The 18,123-nt window shown below is 58.9% G+C and carries 15 protein-coding genes, 1 rRNA gene and 1 pseudogene; 11 read left to right on the top strand and 6 right to left on the bottom strand.

What is annotated here, in order from left to right:
- Positions 1–132 precede the first annotated feature (132 nt).
- Positions 133–248: ribosomal RNA gene (gene rrf, locus BT199_RS26275) — 5S ribosomal RNA — on the top strand.
- 334 nt (positions 249–582) lie between these two features.
- Entirely contained in the window at positions 583–1,956 is a 1,374-nt protein-coding gene (locus BT199_RS26270; RefSeq protein ID WP_072435766.1) for an MFS transporter, read from the top strand.
- A 60-nt stretch (positions 1,957–2,016) separates the two neighbouring features.
- Here BT199_RS26270 and BT199_RS26265 read toward each other — a convergent pair whose 3' ends face one another.
- The 4 genes from BT199_RS26265 to flgA form a co-directional block, all read right to left on the bottom strand.
- Entirely contained in the window at positions 2,017–2,766 is a 750-nt protein-coding gene (locus BT199_RS26265) for a flagellar brake protein (RefSeq protein ID WP_014719585.1), read from the bottom strand.
- Between the two features lie 96 nt (positions 2,767–2,862).
- Positions 2,863–3,333: a flagella synthesis protein FlgN gene (locus BT199_RS26260; RefSeq protein WP_014719584.1), complete on the bottom strand. Its 471-nt coding sequence runs from the start codon at positions 3,331–3,333 to the stop codon at positions 2,863–2,865.
- A gap of 48 nt (positions 3,334–3,381) precedes the next feature.
- A complete protein-coding gene (flgM, locus tag BT199_RS26255; protein ID WP_019817214.1) occupies positions 3,382–3,705 on the bottom strand; it encodes a flagellar biosynthesis anti-sigma factor FlgM in 324 nt (107 codons plus the stop codon).
- 141 nt (positions 3,706–3,846) lie between these two features.
- Positions 3,847–4,611 carry a flagellar basal body P-ring formation chaperone FlgA gene (flgA, locus tag BT199_RS26250; RefSeq protein WP_014719582.1) on the bottom strand — a complete coding sequence of 255 codons (765 nt, stop codon included), beginning with the start codon at positions 4,609–4,611 and terminating at the stop codon, positions 3,847–3,849.
- 74 nt (positions 4,612–4,685) lie between these two features.
- Here flgA and BT199_RS26245 point away from each other — a divergent pair, with 74 nt between their 5' ends.
- The 7 genes and pseudogenes from BT199_RS26245 (at position 4,686) to BT199_RS26215 (ending at position 11,010) form a co-directional block, all read left to right on the top strand.
- Entirely contained in the window at positions 4,686–5,618 is a 933-nt protein-coding gene (locus BT199_RS26245) for a chemotaxis protein CheV (protein ID WP_003193578.1), read from the top strand.
- 42 nt (positions 5,619–5,660) lie between these two features.
- A complete protein-coding gene (cheR, locus tag BT199_RS26240) occupies positions 5,661–6,488 on the top strand; it encodes a protein-glutamate O-methyltransferase CheR (RefSeq protein WP_014719581.1) in 828 nt (275 codons plus the stop codon).
- A 312-nt stretch (positions 6,489–6,800) separates the two neighbouring features.
- The gene (gene flgB, locus BT199_RS26235) at positions 6,801–7,208 is read left to right on the top strand and encodes a flagellar basal body rod protein FlgB (protein WP_003193573.1); all 408 of its coding nucleotides are present in this window, start codon (positions 6,801–6,803) and stop codon (positions 7,206–7,208) included.
- A 3-nt stretch (positions 7,209–7,211) separates the two neighbouring features.
- Positions 7,212–7,655 (top strand): flagellar basal body rod protein FlgC, encoded by a 444-nt coding sequence (flgC, locus tag BT199_RS26230; RefSeq protein ID WP_014719580.1) that lies wholly within the window; start codon positions 7,212–7,214, stop codon positions 7,653–7,655.
- A 16-nt stretch (positions 7,656–7,671) separates the two neighbouring features.
- A complete protein-coding gene (gene flgD, locus BT199_RS26225) occupies positions 7,672–8,397 on the top strand; it encodes a flagellar hook assembly protein FlgD (RefSeq protein WP_014719579.1) in 726 nt (241 codons plus the stop codon).
- 31 nt (positions 8,398–8,428) lie between these two features.
- Positions 8,429–9,739, top strand: coding sequence for a flagellar hook protein FlgE (flgE, locus tag BT199_RS26220; protein ID WP_014719578.1), 1,311 nt, complete (start codon positions 8,429–8,431; stop codon positions 9,737–9,739).
- Positions 9,740–9,919: 180 nt separating this feature from the next.
- A pseudogene (locus BT199_RS26215) lies at positions 9,920–11,010 on the top strand (hypothetical protein).
- A gap of 92 nt (positions 11,011–11,102) precedes the next feature.
- Here the strand turns inward: BT199_RS26215 and BT199_RS26210 are convergent.
- Positions 11,103–13,997, bottom strand: coding sequence for a ribonucleoside-diphosphate reductase subunit alpha (locus BT199_RS26210; RefSeq protein WP_003193565.1), 2,895 nt, complete (start codon positions 13,995–13,997; stop codon positions 11,103–11,105).
- 860 nt (positions 13,998–14,857) lie between these two features.
- Here BT199_RS26210 and BT199_RS26205 point away from each other — a divergent pair.
- Positions 14,858–15,583, top strand: a complete 726-nt coding sequence (locus tag BT199_RS26205; RefSeq protein ID WP_060766977.1) for a response regulator — start codon at positions 14,858–14,860, stop codon at positions 15,581–15,583.
- Positions 15,580–17,190, top strand: coding sequence for an ATP-binding protein (locus tag BT199_RS26200; protein ID WP_019817210.1), 1,611 nt, complete (start codon positions 15,580–15,582; stop codon positions 17,188–17,190). Before BT199_RS26205 ends, BT199_RS26200 begins: the two co-directional genes overlap by 4 nt.
- Before the next feature lie 79 nt (positions 17,191–17,269).
- Here the strand turns inward: BT199_RS26200 and BT199_RS26195 are convergent, their stop codons facing one another.
- Complete coding sequence (locus BT199_RS26195) at positions 17,270–17,989, bottom strand: 4'-phosphopantetheinyl transferase family protein (protein WP_032872446.1); 720 nt, start codon at positions 17,987–17,989, stop codon at positions 17,270–17,272.
- Between the last annotated feature and the right edge of the window lie 134 nt (positions 17,990–18,123).

Genomic DNA, 18,123 nt, shown 5'->3' with positions numbered 1-18,123 from the left:
TCGAGAGAGACCAGATTGCGGTGTGTGAAGACGCAATGAACCGAAAGTTCGACGCTCACAAAACACCACGATCTATCACATACCCAATTTGCTGAAGCGAGGCCAGCTGGCCACGACTCAGTACCCGAATTTCTTGACGACCATAGAGCATTGGAACCACCTGATCCCATCCCGAACTCAGCAGTGAAACGATGCATCGCCGATGGTAGTGTGGGGTTTCCCCATGTGAGAGTAGGTCATCGTCAAGATTAAATTCCGAAACCCCAATTGCGAAAGCAGTTGGGGTTTTGTTTTGAGCGCTCGAAAAGAACACCAACTTCCAAAGCCTGCACAGCGTTCCATTGACGCCTTTTGTACAGATACCCCAATACCAGTCGAACCTTGCGTGTTATCAAGGTTCACAGGTGGTGCGCCGTGTATTTATCTCCACGGTTATGTACCTCACAGACACCCACGTATCGTCTGAGCTGTGAAACAAAATAATCCCCGGAAACAGACCCTACCGTCTGTCCGGACTCAACCGCCCCGGACTATCATGCTGATAGCCCTACCCCTCACCGCAAGGAGCCGCTCGGAACGCCGATGCGCCAGATCTGGAAATCTTTTCGAGCCCTTTATTTCGCCTCTTTGATGATGCTGATCGGCTCCGGCCTGCTTAGTACTTATCTGGCTTTGCGTCTGGCAGCAGACAACGTCGACAGCCTGTGGGTGGGTGCGCTGATGGCTGCCAACTATTTTGGCTTGGTGCTGGGCGGCAAGCTCGGGCACCGCTTGATTGCCCGGGTCGGGCATATTCGTGCCTACGCTACCTGCGCCGGGATCGTCGGCGCAGCAGTGCTGGGTCACGGTTTGATTGATTGGCTGCCAGCCTGGATTGTGCTGCGGATGATCGTGGGCCTGGGGATGATGTGCCAGTACATGGTCATCGAGAGTTGGCTCAATGAGCAGGCAGACGCCAAGCAGCGCGGCGTAGTGTTCAGCGGCTACATGATTGCGTCCTACCTTGGGTTGGTGCTGGGCCAATTGATCCTGGTCATGCACCCCCATCTCGGGCTTGAACTGTTGATGCTCGTAGCGCTGTGCTTTGCGCTGTGCCTGGTCCCTGTGGCGATGACCCGACGCATTCACCCGGCCCCACTGCACCCGGCTCCGATGGAGCCGCGCTTCTTTATCAAGCGCGTGCCGCAATCGCTCAGCACCGTGTTGGGCGCTGGGTTGATCGTCGGTTCGTTCTACGGCTTGGCGCCGCTCTACGCCTCTCAGCAGGGCCTGACGACTGAGCAAGTCGGCTTGTTCATGGGTAGCTGCATTTTTGCTGGATTGGTCGTGCAGTGGCCACTGGGCTGGTTGTCGGACCGCTATGACCGCGCGCTGCTGATTCGCTGCTTTGCCTTGTGCCTGGCGATAACGGCCTTACCGTTGGCCATCATGACGCAGGTACCGCTGGAGGTGTTGTTCGTGGCGGGCTTCTTCTGTTCGCTGGTGCAGTTCTGCCTTTACCCCTTGGCGGTGGCCTTTTCCAACGACCATGTGGAAGGCGATCGCCGGGTGTCACTGACGGCCATGTTGCTCGTTACCTACGGGATCGGCGCCAGCGTGGGGCCGCTGTTGGCCGGTGTGGTGATGAAGCTATTCGGCAGCCAGATGCTCTACGCGTTTTTCAGCCTGTGTGCGCTGGTCCTGGTGTGGCGCATTCGACCCAAGGCGGTAACCAACCTGCATCAGGTCGACGACGCACCACTGCATCACGTGGCGATGCCCGACAGCATGTCCAGTTCGCCTTTGGTGGCTGCCCTTGACCCGCGGGTGGATGAGCAGGTGGTGCAGGAGCAGATGCAAGTCACTGTTCCTGACCCAGAGCCCGTCCCTGATACCGAGGAGCCAACGAGCGAAGAACCGCACGAGCCACCAGACCCGGACGAACATCCCCATGACTTAAGCAGGGCGCGCCCCTGAACGAAAAAACGGGCAGATCCCATCAGGATCTGCCCGTTTTTTTATCTCAGCGTCTAACGCTTAAAGATCGTCGTCTTTATCGAAGCGCCGAGCTTCTCGCTGCAATTGGTAGACAAAGCGTTCCACTTGTCGCTGCACCAAACCACTCATGTTGTGAAAGCGCACGCCGGCAAAGGTGGTGTTGATCTTGTCTTCGAAGTGCAGGTAGCGCAGTTCCACGGAAGTGGTCATGCTGCCGAAGGGCAGGGCAGCAATAAAGCGATCATAGACCTGGCCCAACTGCAGACGTTCGGAGATATCGCCTTCAAAGCGCAATTTGCAGCCGGTTGCCGAGATATCCAGCAGCTTACCGCTGATAGGTGCCTTGAGCTTCTCGCCACCCAACTGAATGTCCACCAGCTGCGCAAGCTTGAGTGCGGCGCGGAAGGCATTGCGTCGTTGATGGTAAACCACTTCGCCGGGCAGGCTGCCGCTATAGATGCGGTGGCCGCCTTTTTCGCTGATGGTCAAGGTGCCGTTGCTTTCCCAGGCAACCCGCACGCCCTCATGGAAACCTTCGATACGGAAGGCTTCGCCATTCTCAAGATAGCGTTCACCGTCACGGGGAATCATTTCGTCCAGTACCAGCGTCTTGCTGTCGCGGTCAATGTCCACCAGGTAGCTCTGGAACCGCTGGCTGCGTTCGTGGAAAGTGATGATCAGCGGGTCATGGCTTTCTTGCAGCATCCGCAACGTGCTGGCGATTTCCAGAGGCGTGGTGAGCACCTTGGGTGGCTGCGGTGCATCTTCCGCATTAAGGGCGTTGAACACGGTTCTTCCATCTCCAGGCAAAATACGACTACACGCAAGAACCGGCATTTTGCCAGTATGTAGCGCGCCTTGGATAGGTCGCGCTGTAAACCGGTGTCAGGCTTGGCTGCGGGTGCTTGGCTTGACCAGGCGTGAGGTGGAGCCTTGGGCGTTATACAGGGCCGGAGGCTCTCCGCCGTGCAGTATGCGCAGCTGATTGGCGGTCGTGGCTTGCTGAAGCTGGATCGACTGACCGTTGAGCAGGTTGGCTTCCTGGCACTGTGCGAGCAAATGATTGAGTTCTTTGCTCTGTGCCAGCAGTTGATCGCCGACTGAAGAGTGGCTGGCCAGTTGTGCCAGGCCATCGTGGTCGGCAGGCAGGCCCAGGCTGATCAGAATCTCGCTGCGCTTCTTGCCGTGCTGTTCGAGCAAGACAATCAGCGACTGTTTGCGCGCCAGGATTTCTTCCAGCAAGGGCATATCCCGGCCGTACAACGCCAGGGATTCTTCCTTGAGCAGCTCGAGCAATTGTTGCGTCGGCGCCAGATCATCAATGATCAGTTGGAGCAAATGTTCGTCGTGGTGCATGGCTGGCCTTGGGTTTTAAGCGTCCAAAAGCCCTGCGCAGGCCTTTGCCTAGCGCTCGGCTTCGAAGTTGAGCAGCTTGCTGGCTACACGGTTGCTGTCGACTTTATAGCTGCCATCGGCGATAGCCTGTTTCAACTCGGCCACGCGGGCTTTATTGACGACGGGTTGATCGCGCAGCGAGTCAGTGACCTTCTGCAACTGTTGAGCCTCATTGCTCAGGTGTACCGATTCCCCACTCTGGCTGGCGGCGGCCTGCTCTGCTTTGGCAGGCAAGGGCTGCGGCTTGGCTTCTACGCTGTCCTTGGCACCGCCGGTGCGCGTATTGCCGGGCAAGGCCGGGGTGTTATTCAAACGACTGAAATCAATGACCATGTTGAAAAACCTCTGGGTATTTGGACGCTTGCCATGTTTTCGGCCATACCCGGGCAAACTTTAGGCTCGATTGACAATAAACCTGTTCGGCTCAATATCCAGCACACAGTGTAGGAAAAGCTGGCATTTGATTCCAGTCATCTATAGCGCCACCTCGACTTGGCCTGGCGCCGTGACCCGCGCCTTGATCACGCGATTGGAGTTGAGGTTCTTGACACGGATCTGTTCGCTCATGCCGCCGTTGGACAACGCCTCGCCCGGCATCCTGACGTTCAGGCCGCCACTGCTGGCGGAAATCACCACTTGGTCACCCTTGCGAATCACCTCCGCCTGTTCCAGATGAACCAGTGTGAGGACTTGGTCAGTGACCACGGGGCGGGTGAGTTTTTGCCCGACGGCCTGGTCCAGTGACGTCAGGTAGCCCTGGTTGATCAAGCTGATGTCCCTCTCGCGCAGCGCCACGTCGTCGTAGCCGATGATGCCGGTGCGCTTCAATGGCCGCGCCACTACCACTACGTCGCGAAACAGCTTGACCTGCGCCGGCACAAATACCGTCCAGGGCGAGGCGCCCTCACAGCGCACCTTCACGGTCACACGGCCGATAGGCTGGGCGGGGCTTTCCAGGGTGGCTGTCAATTCCTTGTCGCACATTGGCATGCGCAAACGTGGGTCCAACTGGTTGACCTGAATTTCATAACGCCCCGGCGTCTGGGTGGTCGCCAGATAATCTTCTACAGTGAACTCAAGAAAGCCTTGGGTGACGCCGATAAGTAGATCAGGCAGGGTAACGTTGTCGGCGCGGGCCGTGACGCCCAGGCCCGAGACAAGCAGCGCCATCGCGGCGCAGAGCAGTCTGCGGTAGCGTGAGCGGCCAGGGTGTCGGGAAACTGTCGTTTTAATATCCATACTCAGTAAATAGCAAAGCTCGTGCCGTTTAGTGTTGGGTACGCGTCGTACCCCTAGGATTTAGGAGTCTGGGCATGGCAGGTGTAATGGATTCAGTAAACCAGCGCACACAGCTGGTAGGGCAGAATCGCCTGGAGTTGTTGCTTTTCCGCCTGGATGGCAATCAGTTGTATGGCATCAACGTGTTTAAAGTGCGTGAAGTGCTGCAATGTCCCAAGTTGACGATCATGCCCAAGTCCAGTCCGGTGGTGTGTGGCGTGGCCAACATCCGGGGCGCGACCATTCCGATTCTTGACCTGGCCATGGCCACGGGGGCCGCGGGTTTGCAGGACCGCCAGAACCCTTTCGTGATCATCACCGAGTACAACACCAAGACCCAGGGTTTCCTGGTGCGCTCGGTGGAGCGCATCGTCAATATGAACTGGGAAGAGATCCATCCGCCGCCCAAGGGCACGGGGCGCGATCACTACCTGACGGCGGTGACGCGGGTCGATAACCAGTTGGTGGAAATCATCGACGTGGAGAAGATCCTCGCCGAAGTGGCCCCCACCTCGGAAACCATCTCCGTCGGAGTGGTGGATGCCGAAACGGCACACAAGGCGGTTTCGCTGCGCGTGTTGACCGTGGACGACTCTTCCGTGGCGCGCAAGCAGGTCACGCGTTGCCTGCAAACCGTCGGGGTGGAGGTGGTGGCCCTAAATGACGGGCGCCAAGCCCTGGATTACCTGCGCAAGCTGGCGGACGAAGGCAAGAAGCCCGAAGAAGAATTCTTGATGATGATCTCTGACATCGAGATGCCGGAAATGGATGGCTACACGCTCACGGCCGAGATACGTAACGATCCACGCATGCAAAAATTGCATATCATCCTGCATACTTCGTTGTCGGGGGTATTCAATCAGGCAATGGTCAAGAAGGTCGGTGCGGATGACTTTCTGGCCAAATTCCGTCCTGATGACCTCGCATCCCGGGTAGTCGACCGGATCAAGGCAGCAGATCACGGCTAGGGGATGTCCCCCGGCGGTCACACGATTTAAGAGGCGGCATCATTGTCTACGGGTAATTTGGATTTCGAACAGTTCCGGGTCTTCCTGGAAAAAGCCTGTGGCATATTGCTCGGTGAAAACAAGCAGTACCTGGTATCCAGCCGTCTCAACAAGCTGATGGAACAGCAGGGCATCAAGTCCCTGGGTGAGTTGGTCCAGCGGATCCAGGGGCAGCCGCGCAGTGGGCTCAAGGAAATGGTGGTCGATGCCATGACCACCAACGAAACCTTATGGTTTCGCGATACCTATCCCTTTGAAGTGCTCAAGAACAAAGTGTTGCCCGAAGCCATCAAGGCCAGCCCGGGCCAGCGCCTGCGTATCTGGTCGGCGGCCTGTTCTTCGGGGCAGGAGCCGTACTCGATCTCGATGTCCATCGATGAGTTCGAGCGGACCAACATGGGCCAGTTGAAAGCCGGCGCGCAAATTGTGGCCACGGACCTGTCCGGCACCATGCTCACCAACTGCAAGACCGGTGAGTACGACAGCCTGGCCCTGGGCCGAGGTTTGTCCCAGGAACGCCTGCAACGCTACTTCGACCCCAAAGGGGCGGGGCGTTGGGCGATCAAGGCGCCGATCAAGAACCGCGTCGAATTTCGCTCGTTCAACTTGCTCGACAGCTACGCCAGCCTGGGCAAGTTCGACATGGTGTTCTGCCGCAACGTGCTGATCTATTTCTCGGCTGAAGTGAAGAAGGACATCCTGTTGCGCATCCACGGCACGCTCAAGCGCGGAGGTTATCTGTTCCTCGGTGCTTCCGAGGCGCTCAATGGGCTGCCGGATCACTTCCAGATGGTGCAATGCAGCCCGGGGATCATCTACCAGGCCAAGTAGCCTGGGGTATGCAATAAAACTGTGGGAGCCGGGCTTGCCCGCGATGGCGTTGTGTCAGTCGATGAATTGGTCGGCAGGTACTCCGCCATCGCAGGCAAGCCAGCTCCCACATTTTTTTCTCGGCAAGCTGGCGTAAAGCGGCAACTGCCCATTGCCGCTTTAATGGCGCTACGCGGAAATCGCTTGCCGCTTTTCTGGCATAGCCGCCGTCGACTCCCCTCCAAACCCTTGATATAGGGGCTCCCGCAAGATTGGCATGCACCTTGCTATAACCCTGCTAACGAACAGCAGGTCAGCCTAAAGGTTTCCGCCATGAGCATCAGCTTCGATAAAGCGCTCGGTATCCACGAACAAGCCCTGGGCTTCCGCGCCCAGCGTGCCGAAGTCCTGGCCAACAATATTGCCAACGCCGACACCCCGAACTACAAGGCTCGGGACCTGGACTTCTCCGCCGTGCTCGCCGCACAGCAGGACAAGACCAAGAACGGCACCTTCGCCTTGAACATGACCAACAGCCGTCATATCGAAGCGCAAGGCCTGAGCAAGGGTGACGAGTCGCTGCTGTATCGCACGCCGATGCAGCCGTCGATCGACCAGAACACCGTCGACGCCCAGCTGGAGCAATCGAACTACGCCGAAAACTCGGTGAACTTCCAGGCCAGCTTCACCCTGCTCAACAGCAAATTCAAAGGGCTGATGTCAGCCCTGCGTGGAGAGTAAGCCATGTCTCTGTCCAGTGTTTTCAATATTGCCGGCAGTGGCATGAGCGCGCAGACCACGCGTTTGAACACCGTCGCCAGTAACATCGCCAACGCCGAGACTGTCTCGTCGAGCATTGACCAGACGTATCGCGCCCGCCATCCGGTGTTTGCCACCATGTTCCAGGGTGGTCAGGCAAACGGCAGCGATTCGTTGTTCCAGAACCAGGACGCCGCCGGCTCAGGCGTGCAGGTGTTGGGCGTGGTCGAAGACCAGAGCAACCTGGAGGCCCGTTACGAGCCCAACCATCCGGCCGCGAACGAAAAGGGTTACGTCTACTACCCCAACGTCAACGTGGTCGAGGAAATGGCTGACATGATCTCCGCCAGTCGCTCGTTCCAGACCAACGCGGAAATGATGAACACCGCCAAAACCATGATGCAGAAGGTTCTGACCCTGGGTCAGTGATAAGGGGCGCCAAATAATGGCCATCGTTGATACGTCTAACAACACGGCGGTTCAGGACCTTTTCAATTCCAAGGTCAAGACCGCGACGAATAACAGCAGCGTCAGTGACGCTTCCAAGACGGCGACGGGCAACCAGTCGCTGGGCAAGGATGCGTTCCTGCAACTGCTCGTCACTCAACTGAAAAACCAGAACCCGCTGTCGCCTCAGGACAACGGCGCGTTCGTCGCGCAGCTTGCCCAGTTCAGCAGCCTGGAAGGCATCAACACCCTGAATGACTCGGTGAACAACATCTCCAGCAACTTCAGCTCCTCGCAGGCGCTGCAGGCTTCGTCGCTGGTGGGGCGCTCGATCATCATCCAGACCGACAAGGCCATGGTGGATACCAGCAAGAGCATGACCGGTTCGGTGGCAGTGACCTCGGCGGTGGGCAATGTCTCCGTCAAGATCACCGACAAAGACGGCAATGTGGTGCGCACCGTTGACATGGGCGCCCAGAGTGCCGGCACCCAAAGCTTTATCTGGGACGGCAAGAACGACAAGGGTGAGGTCGCCCCAGCTGGCACCTACACCTTCAACGCCACCACCAAGAACGACAAAGGCGACGCAGTGGCCTTGGCCACTTCGCTGCCCGCCACGGTCACCAGTGTGACCCTGAGCAAGACTGGCGGCGAAATGCTGCTCAACCTTGCAGGCGGCATGGGCAGCGTCAAGCTGTCGCAAATTCAGACTATCGGTACATAGAGCCGGCTAAATACGGCAGAAGGAGAGAAACATGTCTTTTAATATCGGCCTTAGCGGCCTCTATGCGGCCAACAAACAACTGGACGTGACCGGCAACAACATCGCCAACGTCGCGACCACTGGCTTCAAGTCATCCCGTGCGGAATTCGCCGATATCTACGCGGCTTCCAAGCTGGGCACCGGCCAGAACAGCATCGGCAACGGTGTGAACCTGGCGGCGGTGTCCCAGCAGTTCACCCAGGGCGATGTCAACGGTAGCGGCGGCATCCTCGACATGGCGATTCAGGGCGGTGGCTTCTTCGTGCAGAAGGGCAGCGACGGTTCGCTGGAGTACACCCGTAGTGGTGCGTTCCGTGCGGACAAGGACGGCTACATCACCAACAACACCGGCACTTCGCGCCTGCAAGGATATGCCGCAGACGATAATGGCAAGATAACCAAGGGCGGCTTGGTCGATCTGCAACTGAACCTGGCGAATCTGCCGCCCAAGGCATCCACCAAGGTCGACTCCACCAGTAACCTGAATTCCTCGGAGCCGGTGATTGACCAGGCGGCCAAGCCGTTTGACCCGACCAAGACCGAGACCTTCACCACCCAATACAGCACCACCTTGTACGACTCTCAGGGGAACGCGCACCCGATGGTGCAGTACCTGGTGAAAACCGACGGCAACAAGTGGAATGCCTATACCCTGATTGACGGTCGCAATCCTGATGGTTCGGCCCCGACTGGCACCCCTTCGACGCCACCCGTGCCGTCGACATTGACCTTCGATGGCGCTGGCAATCTGACTACTGTCGTCACCAATGGTGTGTCCGACAAGACCCTGACCGTTGCCGGGTGGGTTCCAGGCAAGGTGACTGACGGCGTGTGGAAGGCTAACGGTGCGGATGCCAACCCGGGCGGCATCGCCATCAACATGGCCAACATTACCCAGTACAACTCGGCTACCTACCGTAACCCTCCGGTCACCGACGGCTATGCCACCGGCCAGATCACCGGCCTGAAAATCGACGGCAGCGGCGTCCTGTTCGCCACCTTCAGCAACCAGCAGAGCAAGGCCATCGGCCAGATCTCCCTGGCCAGCTTCAACAACGAGCAGGGCCTGCAGCCAGCCGGTGCGACCACCTGGAAAGAGACCTTCGCCTCGGGCCAGCCGGGTTATGACAACCCGCAAGCCGGCACCCTGGGTTCGATCGTGGCCAACTCCCTGGAGAACTCCAACGTTAACCTGACCAACGAACTGGTGGACCTGATCAAGGCCCAGAGCAACTACCAGGCGAACGCCAAGACCATCTCCACCCAAAGCACCATCATGCAGACCATCATTCAGATGACCTGATACCCCTGCTCAAAAAATACCTGCACACAAAAAGGCCCCTCAATCGAGGGGCTTTTTTGTGCGCGCGCGTTGCTAGTTTACTGCCTGTTTCATCTCGCCTTGCTGCTGGAACGCCCAACGCCCCTTGCGCCACGCACGGGACACGGGCGCATGTCGCCCATGGACCATCGGGAGAGTGGCATGGCGATCTACAAGCAGTGGGAAGGGATGCCAGCAGGCAGCCATTGGTTTGTTCTGAATAACTACAGCGCCGGTCTATACAGACGCAACGGTCAGTCGGATGAACCCGGAGGAGGCAAGTCCTCTGATGCAGAATCAGTGAGGCAACTGCTCAATGAGTTGAGAGATGCCGAGAAAACATCCAAGAGCCAAACCGTCCAGGACCTTCGTGACAAGTTGAACGAGAAGCGCGAAGAACTGGGTGATGAAAAGTTCAAGGAGATCATGCAGGAGTTGATGGAGAAGGCAGACGTCTCCTGGCTGGAGATGCTGCGGCGCCTGATGAAAGAATGGTTTCCGGACGATACATCACCCACACCTTCGCCGCCTTCTCCTGGCCCGTCGCCAGGTGGGGGCGGTGGGGGCGGTGGTGGCAGGCCAAGCCCCGGTAATTTTGGGCCCAGCGAGCCCATGAGTAATCTGCCGATTACGGAAGGCTCCAAGCACTTCAACTACAAGCCTGATCAAAGTAACCCAGGGAAAAAGCCGGACAACATCTGGAGTGGATTCAGCCAGGGGCCCGATGGCAACTGCGTCACGGTGTCAGCGATAAAGGGCGCAATGATGAAGTTCGGCCAGAAACCCACCGACGTTTTCAAGGAGGTAAAAGAGACGGCAGACGGTTATCACGTGAAGATGCGCGACGGCTTCGAACTTAATCTATCCAAGGATGAATTAAAGCAGGCGGCCAGGTATGCGCAGTTCAAGGGGGACAATCCGGGGATGATGACGGATGCCAACTTCATGTTCGCAGCGAGCGCCAAGCGGGCACAGATTGAAGGTAATGGCCTGGACGACAACCCTAGTCAATCCAAAAGAAGCTTCGCCCACGCGATGCAAGTTTGAACAACGGCGAAATGCCCCACGAAGCATTGGATCGCCTGGGGTTGAAAGGGCTATACAGGCAGTCTTCAAGCAGTGAGCTGGCGAGCGGCAAGCTCGGCGTCGTGGCCTACGATCGCCATTCGATGGCGGTCATCGACGGGCGCGTGGAGTTGTGGGGGCGCCGAGGTGGCGCGCCAAAGCAGGGTATTGCGTACGCGTTTCTCTAAGGCAGTCAGCAAAAAGCCCGATAAACCCTATGCAGTCGGGGTCTATCGGGCTTTTTCAATCCAGGGGGACAATATCCCCGGACTGGCTCAGCTTATTGGCAAGCTTCGCAATCCGGCTCGTCAATCGCGCAGGCTTTTGGCACCGGTGCTGGGCCGGCGGGTGCTGCGAGTACCGAGTCATCACCGTGGTTGCCGCTGGACACTGCGTTCAGCTTGCCGGTATTGATGGTCGACTTCTCGGTGCTGGTCGCAGCCAGGGCACGGAGATAGTAAGTGGTTTTCAGGCCACGGTACCACGCCATGCGGTAGGTCACGTCCAGCTTCTTACCCGAGGCGCCGGCGATGTACAGGTTCAGGGACTGGGCCTGGTCGATCCACTTCTGACGACGGCTGGCGGCGTCAACGATCCACTTGGTGTCCACTTCGAAAGCGGTCGCGTAGAGCTCTTTGAGTTCTTGCGGGATGCGTTCGATCTGCTGCACGGAACCGTCGTAGTACTTCAGGTCGTTGATCATGACCGAGTCCCACAGGCCACGGGCCTTCAGGTCGCGAACCAGGTACGGGTTGATCACGGTGAATTCGCCCGACAGGTTCGATTTCACATACAGGTTCTGGTAGGTCGGTTCGATCGACTGCGACACGCCAGTGATGTTGGCGATGGTGGCGGTCGGTGCGATGGCCATGATGTTGGAGTTACGAATACCTTTCTGCACACGGGCACGTACCGGCGCCCAGTCCAGGGTTTCGTTCAGGTCGACGTCGATGTACTTCTGGCCACGGGCTTCGATCAGGATCTGTTGCGAATCCAGCGGCAGGATGCCCTTGGACCACAGCGAACCCTGGAACGTCTCGTAGGCGCCGCGCTCGTCGGCCAGGTCGCAGGAAGCCTGGATCGCGTAGTAGCTGACCGCTTCCATGGACTTGTCGGCGAACTCGACTGCTGCATCGGAACCGTAAGGGATGTGCTGCAGGTACAGCGCGTCCTGGAAGCCCATGATCCCCAGGCCAACCGGACGGTGCTTGAAGTTGGAGTTCTGCGCCTGTGGCACCGAGTAGTAGTTGATGTCGATCACGTTATCGAGCATGCGTACGGCGGTGTTGACGGTGCGTGCAAGCTTTACGGTGTCCAGCTTGCCGTTGACGATGTGGTTCGGCAGGTTGATCGAGCCCAGGTTGCAAACGGCGATCTCGTCCTTGTTGGTGTTCAAGGTGATCTCGGTGCACAGGTTCGAGCTGTGGACCACGCCCACGTGCTGCTGCGGGCTGCGCAGGTTGCATGGGTCCTTGAAGGTCAACCATGGGTGGCCGGTTTCGAACAGCATGGACAGCATTTTGCGCCACAGGTCTTTGGCCTGGATGGTCTTGAACAGCTTGACCTTGCCTGGGTACTCGGTGAGGGCTTCGTAGTACTCGTAGCGCTCTTCGAAGGCTTTGCCGGTCAGGTCGTGCAGGTCCGGCACTTCGGATGGCGAGAACAGTGTCCACTTGCCGTCATCGAAGACGCGCTTCATGAACAGGTCAGGGATCCAGTTGGCGGTGTTCATGTCGTGGGTACGACGACGGTCATCACCGGTGTTCTTGCGCAGCTCGATGAACTCTTCAATGTCCATGTGCCAGGTTTCCAGGTAGGCACATACAGCGCCTTTGCGCTTGCCACCCTGGTTCACGGCGACGGCGGTGTCGTTCACCACTTTCAGGAACGGTACGACGCCCTGGGACTTGCCGTTGGTGCCCTTGATGTACGAACCCAGTGCGCGCACCGGTGTCCAGTCGTTGCCCAGGCCGCCGGCGAATTTGGACAACATGGCGTTGTCGTGGATCGCGTGGTAGATGCCCGACAGGTCATCCGGCACGGTGGTCAGGTAGCAGCTCGACAGCTGGGGACGCAGGGTACCGGCGTTGAACAGGGTCGGGGTCGACGACATGTAGTCGAAGGACGACAGCAGGTTGTAGAACTCGATCGCGCGGTCTTCCTTGTTCTTCTCTTCGATCGCCAGGCCCATGGCCACGCGCATGAAGAACACTTGCGGCAGTTCGAAGCGGATACCGTCCTTGTGGATGAAGTAACGGTCGTACAGGGTTTGCAGGCCCAGGTAGGTGAACTGCTGGTCACGCTCGTGGTTGATTGCCTTGCCGAGTTTTTCCAGGTCGAAGGTGGCCAGGATCGGGTTCAGCAATTCGAATTCGATACCTTTGGCGATATAGGCCGGCAGGGCCTTGGCGTACAGGTCGGCCATCTCGTGGTGAGTGGCGCTGTCGGCGACTTTCAGGAAGCCCAGGCCTTCGGCACGCAGGGTGTCCATCAACAGGCGCGCGGTCACGAACGAGTAGTTCGGCTCGCGTTCAACCAGGGTACGGGCGGTCATCACCAGGGCGGTGTTGACGTCGGTCAGGGCGACGCCGTCGTACAGGTTCTTCAGGGTTTCGCGCTGGATCAGGTCACCGTCGACTTCTTCCAGACCTTCGCAGGCCTCGGTGATGATGGTGTTCAGGCGGCCCAGGTCCAGCGGTGCGAAGCTGCCGTCGGCCAGGGTGATGCGGATCGACGGGTGCGCTTGTACGGCGGCTTCTTCGGCCGGGGAACGTACGGCACGTTCCTTGGCGCGCGAATCACGGTAGATCACGTAGTCGCGGGCCACTTTCTGCTCGCCGGCACGCATCAGGGCCAGTTCGACCTGGTCCTGGATTTCTTCGATGTGGATGGTGCCGCCCGATGGCATGCGACGTTTGAAGGTCGCGGTGACCTGTTCGGTCAGACGGGCAACGGTGTCGTGGATGCGCGACGAAGCGGCAGCGGTGCCGCCTTCAACTGCAAGAAACGCTTTGGTGATGGCGACGGTGATTTTGTCATCGGTATAAGGAACGACAGTGCCGTTACGCTTGATCACACGCAGTTGGCCAGGTGCAGTGGCGGACAGATCCAGATTCGAATCAGCGGCCTGCGGCACGGAGCCTTGCGGGTTCTCGCGAGTTGTGTCGGTTTGCATGAGGGGGTGTCTCCACATTCTATATTTATTTGGGCACCATCACGGTGCCCACCGTTCCGTCCTGAAGCACTTACAGCAGGCCTGGGCCTGGCATAACAACTTCGGGACAGGAGGAAGGGAGCTCATCGCGCCGCTTCCATGCCGAAGTCTTTGGTTCGGGGCCGGGGAGCCCTTAGCCGTATTCCTGGTGGGTGACAGTGGCCCCATTCAAGCCCTGCAACACCCGTACCGTTTTCTGCCAATCGGGCTGGAAAACGGTTGCCATCCGCGTGCGCGGTTTGGGCTTTCAAAAAATGCTTTGGTTCAACCAAGCACGAGCAAGAAAGCGCTTGAGTTTCTTGTCTGATCTGTGTTTGGTCTTTTCGCTGAAAACCCTACATGTAGGGTTTTTTTAGCGCCGAGGTACAAGATAATGCGTTTTCGGGGGCTTAGCAACGCACTACCTGTGGATAACGCTGTGGGTAAAATGTGTATGAATCATGGAACACCCGTGTAGGCCGCATTACTACTGGATTACACCGTTTGTCACCGAATATTCCCGGCTAGAAACTGCCGGCGGGAATTTTGAGGGCGCGAACCCTACCACAAAAAGTCGCCATGACCGAATGGATTTCGCGGCTTGTGTTCAAGGGCCGTTGCATGGCTACAATCGGCCTTTGTTATGCCTTCAAAACATGACAAACAGGCTATGCCTGCGGAAGATCAATAGGTGGGAGCTGGCTTGCCTGCGATGGCGGTGTATCAGCCACCCACAGGCTCGCTGACCCACCGCCATCGCAGGCAAGCCAGCTCCCACACCGACCGTATTTCACATTCGATTGTGTCGGCCAGAAGAAATTCTAATAACAACGAGGTAGCGCATGGAGCAAGAAGCCTGGCAGATACTGATCGTCGAGGACGACGAGCGACTCGCCGAGTTGACCCGTGAGTACCTGGAAAGCAACGGCCTGCGTGTGTCGGTGGAAAGCGATGGTGCCAAGGCCACGGCGCGCATCATCGCCGAACAGCCCGACCTGGTGATCCTCGACCTGATGCTGCCCGGCGAAGACGGCCTGAGCATCTGCCGCAAGGTGCGCGAGCGTTATGACGGCGTGATCCTGATGCTCACCGCGCGCACCGACGACATGGACCAGGTGCAGGGCTTGGACATGGGCGCCGACGATTATGTGTGCAAACCCGTGCGCCCGCGTTTGTTGCTGGCACGTATCCAGGCGCTGCTGCGCCGCAGCGAACCGGTGTTGCCCGTTGCAGTGGAAAACCAGCGCCGCCTCCAGTTTGGTCCGTTGGTGGTGGACAATGCCTTGCGCGAAGCCTGGTTGCATGAGGGCAGCATCGAACTGACCAGCGCTGAATTCGACCTGTTGTGGCTGCTGGTTGCAAACGCCGGACGCATTCTGTCCCGCGAAGAAATCTTCATAGCTCTGCGCGGTATTGGTTATGACGGCCAGGATCGCTCCATTGATGTGCGTATCTCGCGCATTCGGCCAAAGATCGGCGACGATCCGATCCACCCACGCCTGATCAAGACCATTCGCAGCAAAGGCTACCTGTTCGTCCCCGAAGCTGCTGCCGATATGCCGCTGTGAACTCGATCTTCCTGCGCATCTACGGCGGCATGTGCGCGGCGCTGATCCTGGTGGCGTTGCTCGGCGCCCTGGCACTGCACCTGCTTAATGACGTGCGCAGCGGCCAGTACCGTGAGCGCCTGGCCCACGGCACTTTTGCGTTGATGGGCGATAACCTGCAGCCCATGAGCGCCATTGAACGACAGCGCGCCTTGGCGGTGTGGGAGCGTTTGCTCGGTATTCCGCTGGAACTGCGCACGTTCACCGATGCGCAATTGGACCTTGGCCAGCGCAACCGCCTGCAACGCGGCCAGGTCCTGGTGGAACAGACCGGGCCTCATGCGGCGCGGGTGCTGCGGTTGGTCAGCGAGCAAGAGCAATTGGTGCTTACCGGCGAAGTGCAGCAGATCAGCGAGCAATTGGCCCGCGCAACCATTTACCTGCTGGCCGACGAACTGGTGCGCTTCCCGGTGGCCGAACAGCCCCAGCGCCTGGCCGACATCAAGCACGCCAAGGGTTTTGGTTTTGAAATGCACTTGACGGCCCTTGACCAGGCCGACATGGACGAGGACCAGCGTCGTCGCGTGGCGGAGGGCGATACGGTGATGGCGCTGGGCAAGGGCGGCGATTCGATTCGCGTGTTTGCCGGCATGGTCGGCACCCCGTGGGTACTGGAGATCGGCCCGCTGTACCAGATGAACCCATACCCGGCGCAATGGCTGATCCTGATCACCTTGATTGGCCTGACCCTGATCGGCTTGATCGTCTATCTGCTGGTGCGACAACTTGAGCGTCGGCTCAAAGGCCTGGAGGCGGCGGCCACGCGTATCGCCAAGGGCAACCTGGAAGTGCGCGTACCCGCTCGCGGCGCGGACTCGGTCGGGCGCCTGGCGGCAGCCTTCAATGGTATGGCCGAGCACTTGCAGCAATTGCTGGCGATTCAGCGCGAACTGGTGCGCGCGGTCTCCCACGAGCTGCGCACACCCGTCGCGCGCCTGCGTTTTGGCCTGGAGATGATCGGTGACGCCGCCACGCCCGAAGCGCGGCGCAAGTACCTGGAGGGTATGGATGGCGATATCCAGGACCTTGATGGCCTGGTGGATGAGATGCTCACTTATGCCCGCTTGGAACAGGGTGCGCCGGAACTGAATTTCCAGCGCGTGGACCTTGATGCGTTGCTCGACCAGGTGATTGGCGAATTATCGCCATTGCGCCCGCAGGTCACCGTCACCCGGGGTATTTGCCTGTCATCGGCGCATTGGGATGACGCCTGGGTCGACGCTGAACCGCGCTACCTGCACCGCGCCCTGCAAAACCTGGTGAGCAATGCCATGCGCCACGCCAAAGGCCAAGTGTTGATCAGTTATCAGGTGGGGCAGGTACGCTGCCGCATCGATGTGGAAGACGACGGCCCCGGCGTGCCGGAAAGCGCCTGGGAGCGGATCTTCACGCCGTTCCTGCGCTTGGATGACAGCCGTACCCGCGCCTCTGGCGGGCATGGCCTGGGTTTGTCGATCGTGCGGCGGATTATCTATTGGCACGGCGGGCGGGCGTTGATCAGCAAGAGCAATAACCTGGGTGGGGCGTGTTTCAGCCTGAGCTGGCCCAGGGATCAGAATAAACCCTGAAACCGCTATCGTAGGCAAGCCAGCTCCCACAGGTGAATGCGTTCCCAATGTGGGAGCCGGGCGTGCCCGCGATGGTGGTCTACCAGGCGCTGATAGCCACCAGACTCAACAACTGCTCCCCTTGCACCACAAACTGCCCTTCCAGCTCTTTGCCATGGCCCCACTCTTGCGAAAGATCGGTCAGCAACCGCAACCGCACCCTCCCAGCCGCTGACCACTCCAGCACCTCGGCATGCTCGAAATAAAAGCGCTTGTGCACGATCGGATAGAGCGCCTTGAACAGGCTTTCCTTGACCGAAAACGTCAGCGTCACCAGCAAGGCGAGTTGCTCACGGGGCAGGGTGGCCATGCGCTGTAATTCATCGGCCGTCAGGATTTCCCCGGCCAGGCGTTCGGCCCGTTCCAGTGACAGCAGATGCTCCAGGTCCATGCCCAGCCCGCGCCATTGCGCCTTGTGCCCGACAATCGCCGCAGCGTGCCCGGTGCTGTGGGTGATGGAGCCACTGATATGCCCTGGCCAGACCGGGGCGCGGTCTTCGCCGATAGCCGGGACGCAGCGCAGATGATCGAGTCGTTGCAGCGCTTCGCGCGCGCACAGGCGGCCGGCGAGAAATTCCGCCTGGCGCTTGGCGACCGAGCGCTGGATGCTAGCTGGCGGTGGCACATCGCAGCGCTGGAAATCGCCCGGGCTCAATAAAGCCGGGTCGAATCGCGTGCTCAAAAACACCGTGCCCGGCAAAGAAACCGGCAACGGCCAATGATCATCGAGTGGGGTGCAGCAAGCGGGTAGGGGCGTCATGCGCGGTATTTTGCCGAGTTGGCGGGCCAGTGGATAGCCCGGTGCGGTTCAGCTGCGGTTCAGAGCCTGTTCAGGGGGAGTTCAGGGGCGCCTGCGTAGTCTGGACCCCACAGCCCAAACGCGTATGAGGTAAC

Origin of the sequence: Pseudomonas sp. NFR02 (assembly GCF_900119375.1) — a bacterium.
GTDB lineage: Bacteria > Pseudomonadota > Gammaproteobacteria > Pseudomonadales > Pseudomonadaceae > Aquipseudomonas > Aquipseudomonas paracarnis.
Note: the sequence above shows the minus strand (reverse complement) of the source record. Positions and strands in the feature narration are given on the sequence as shown.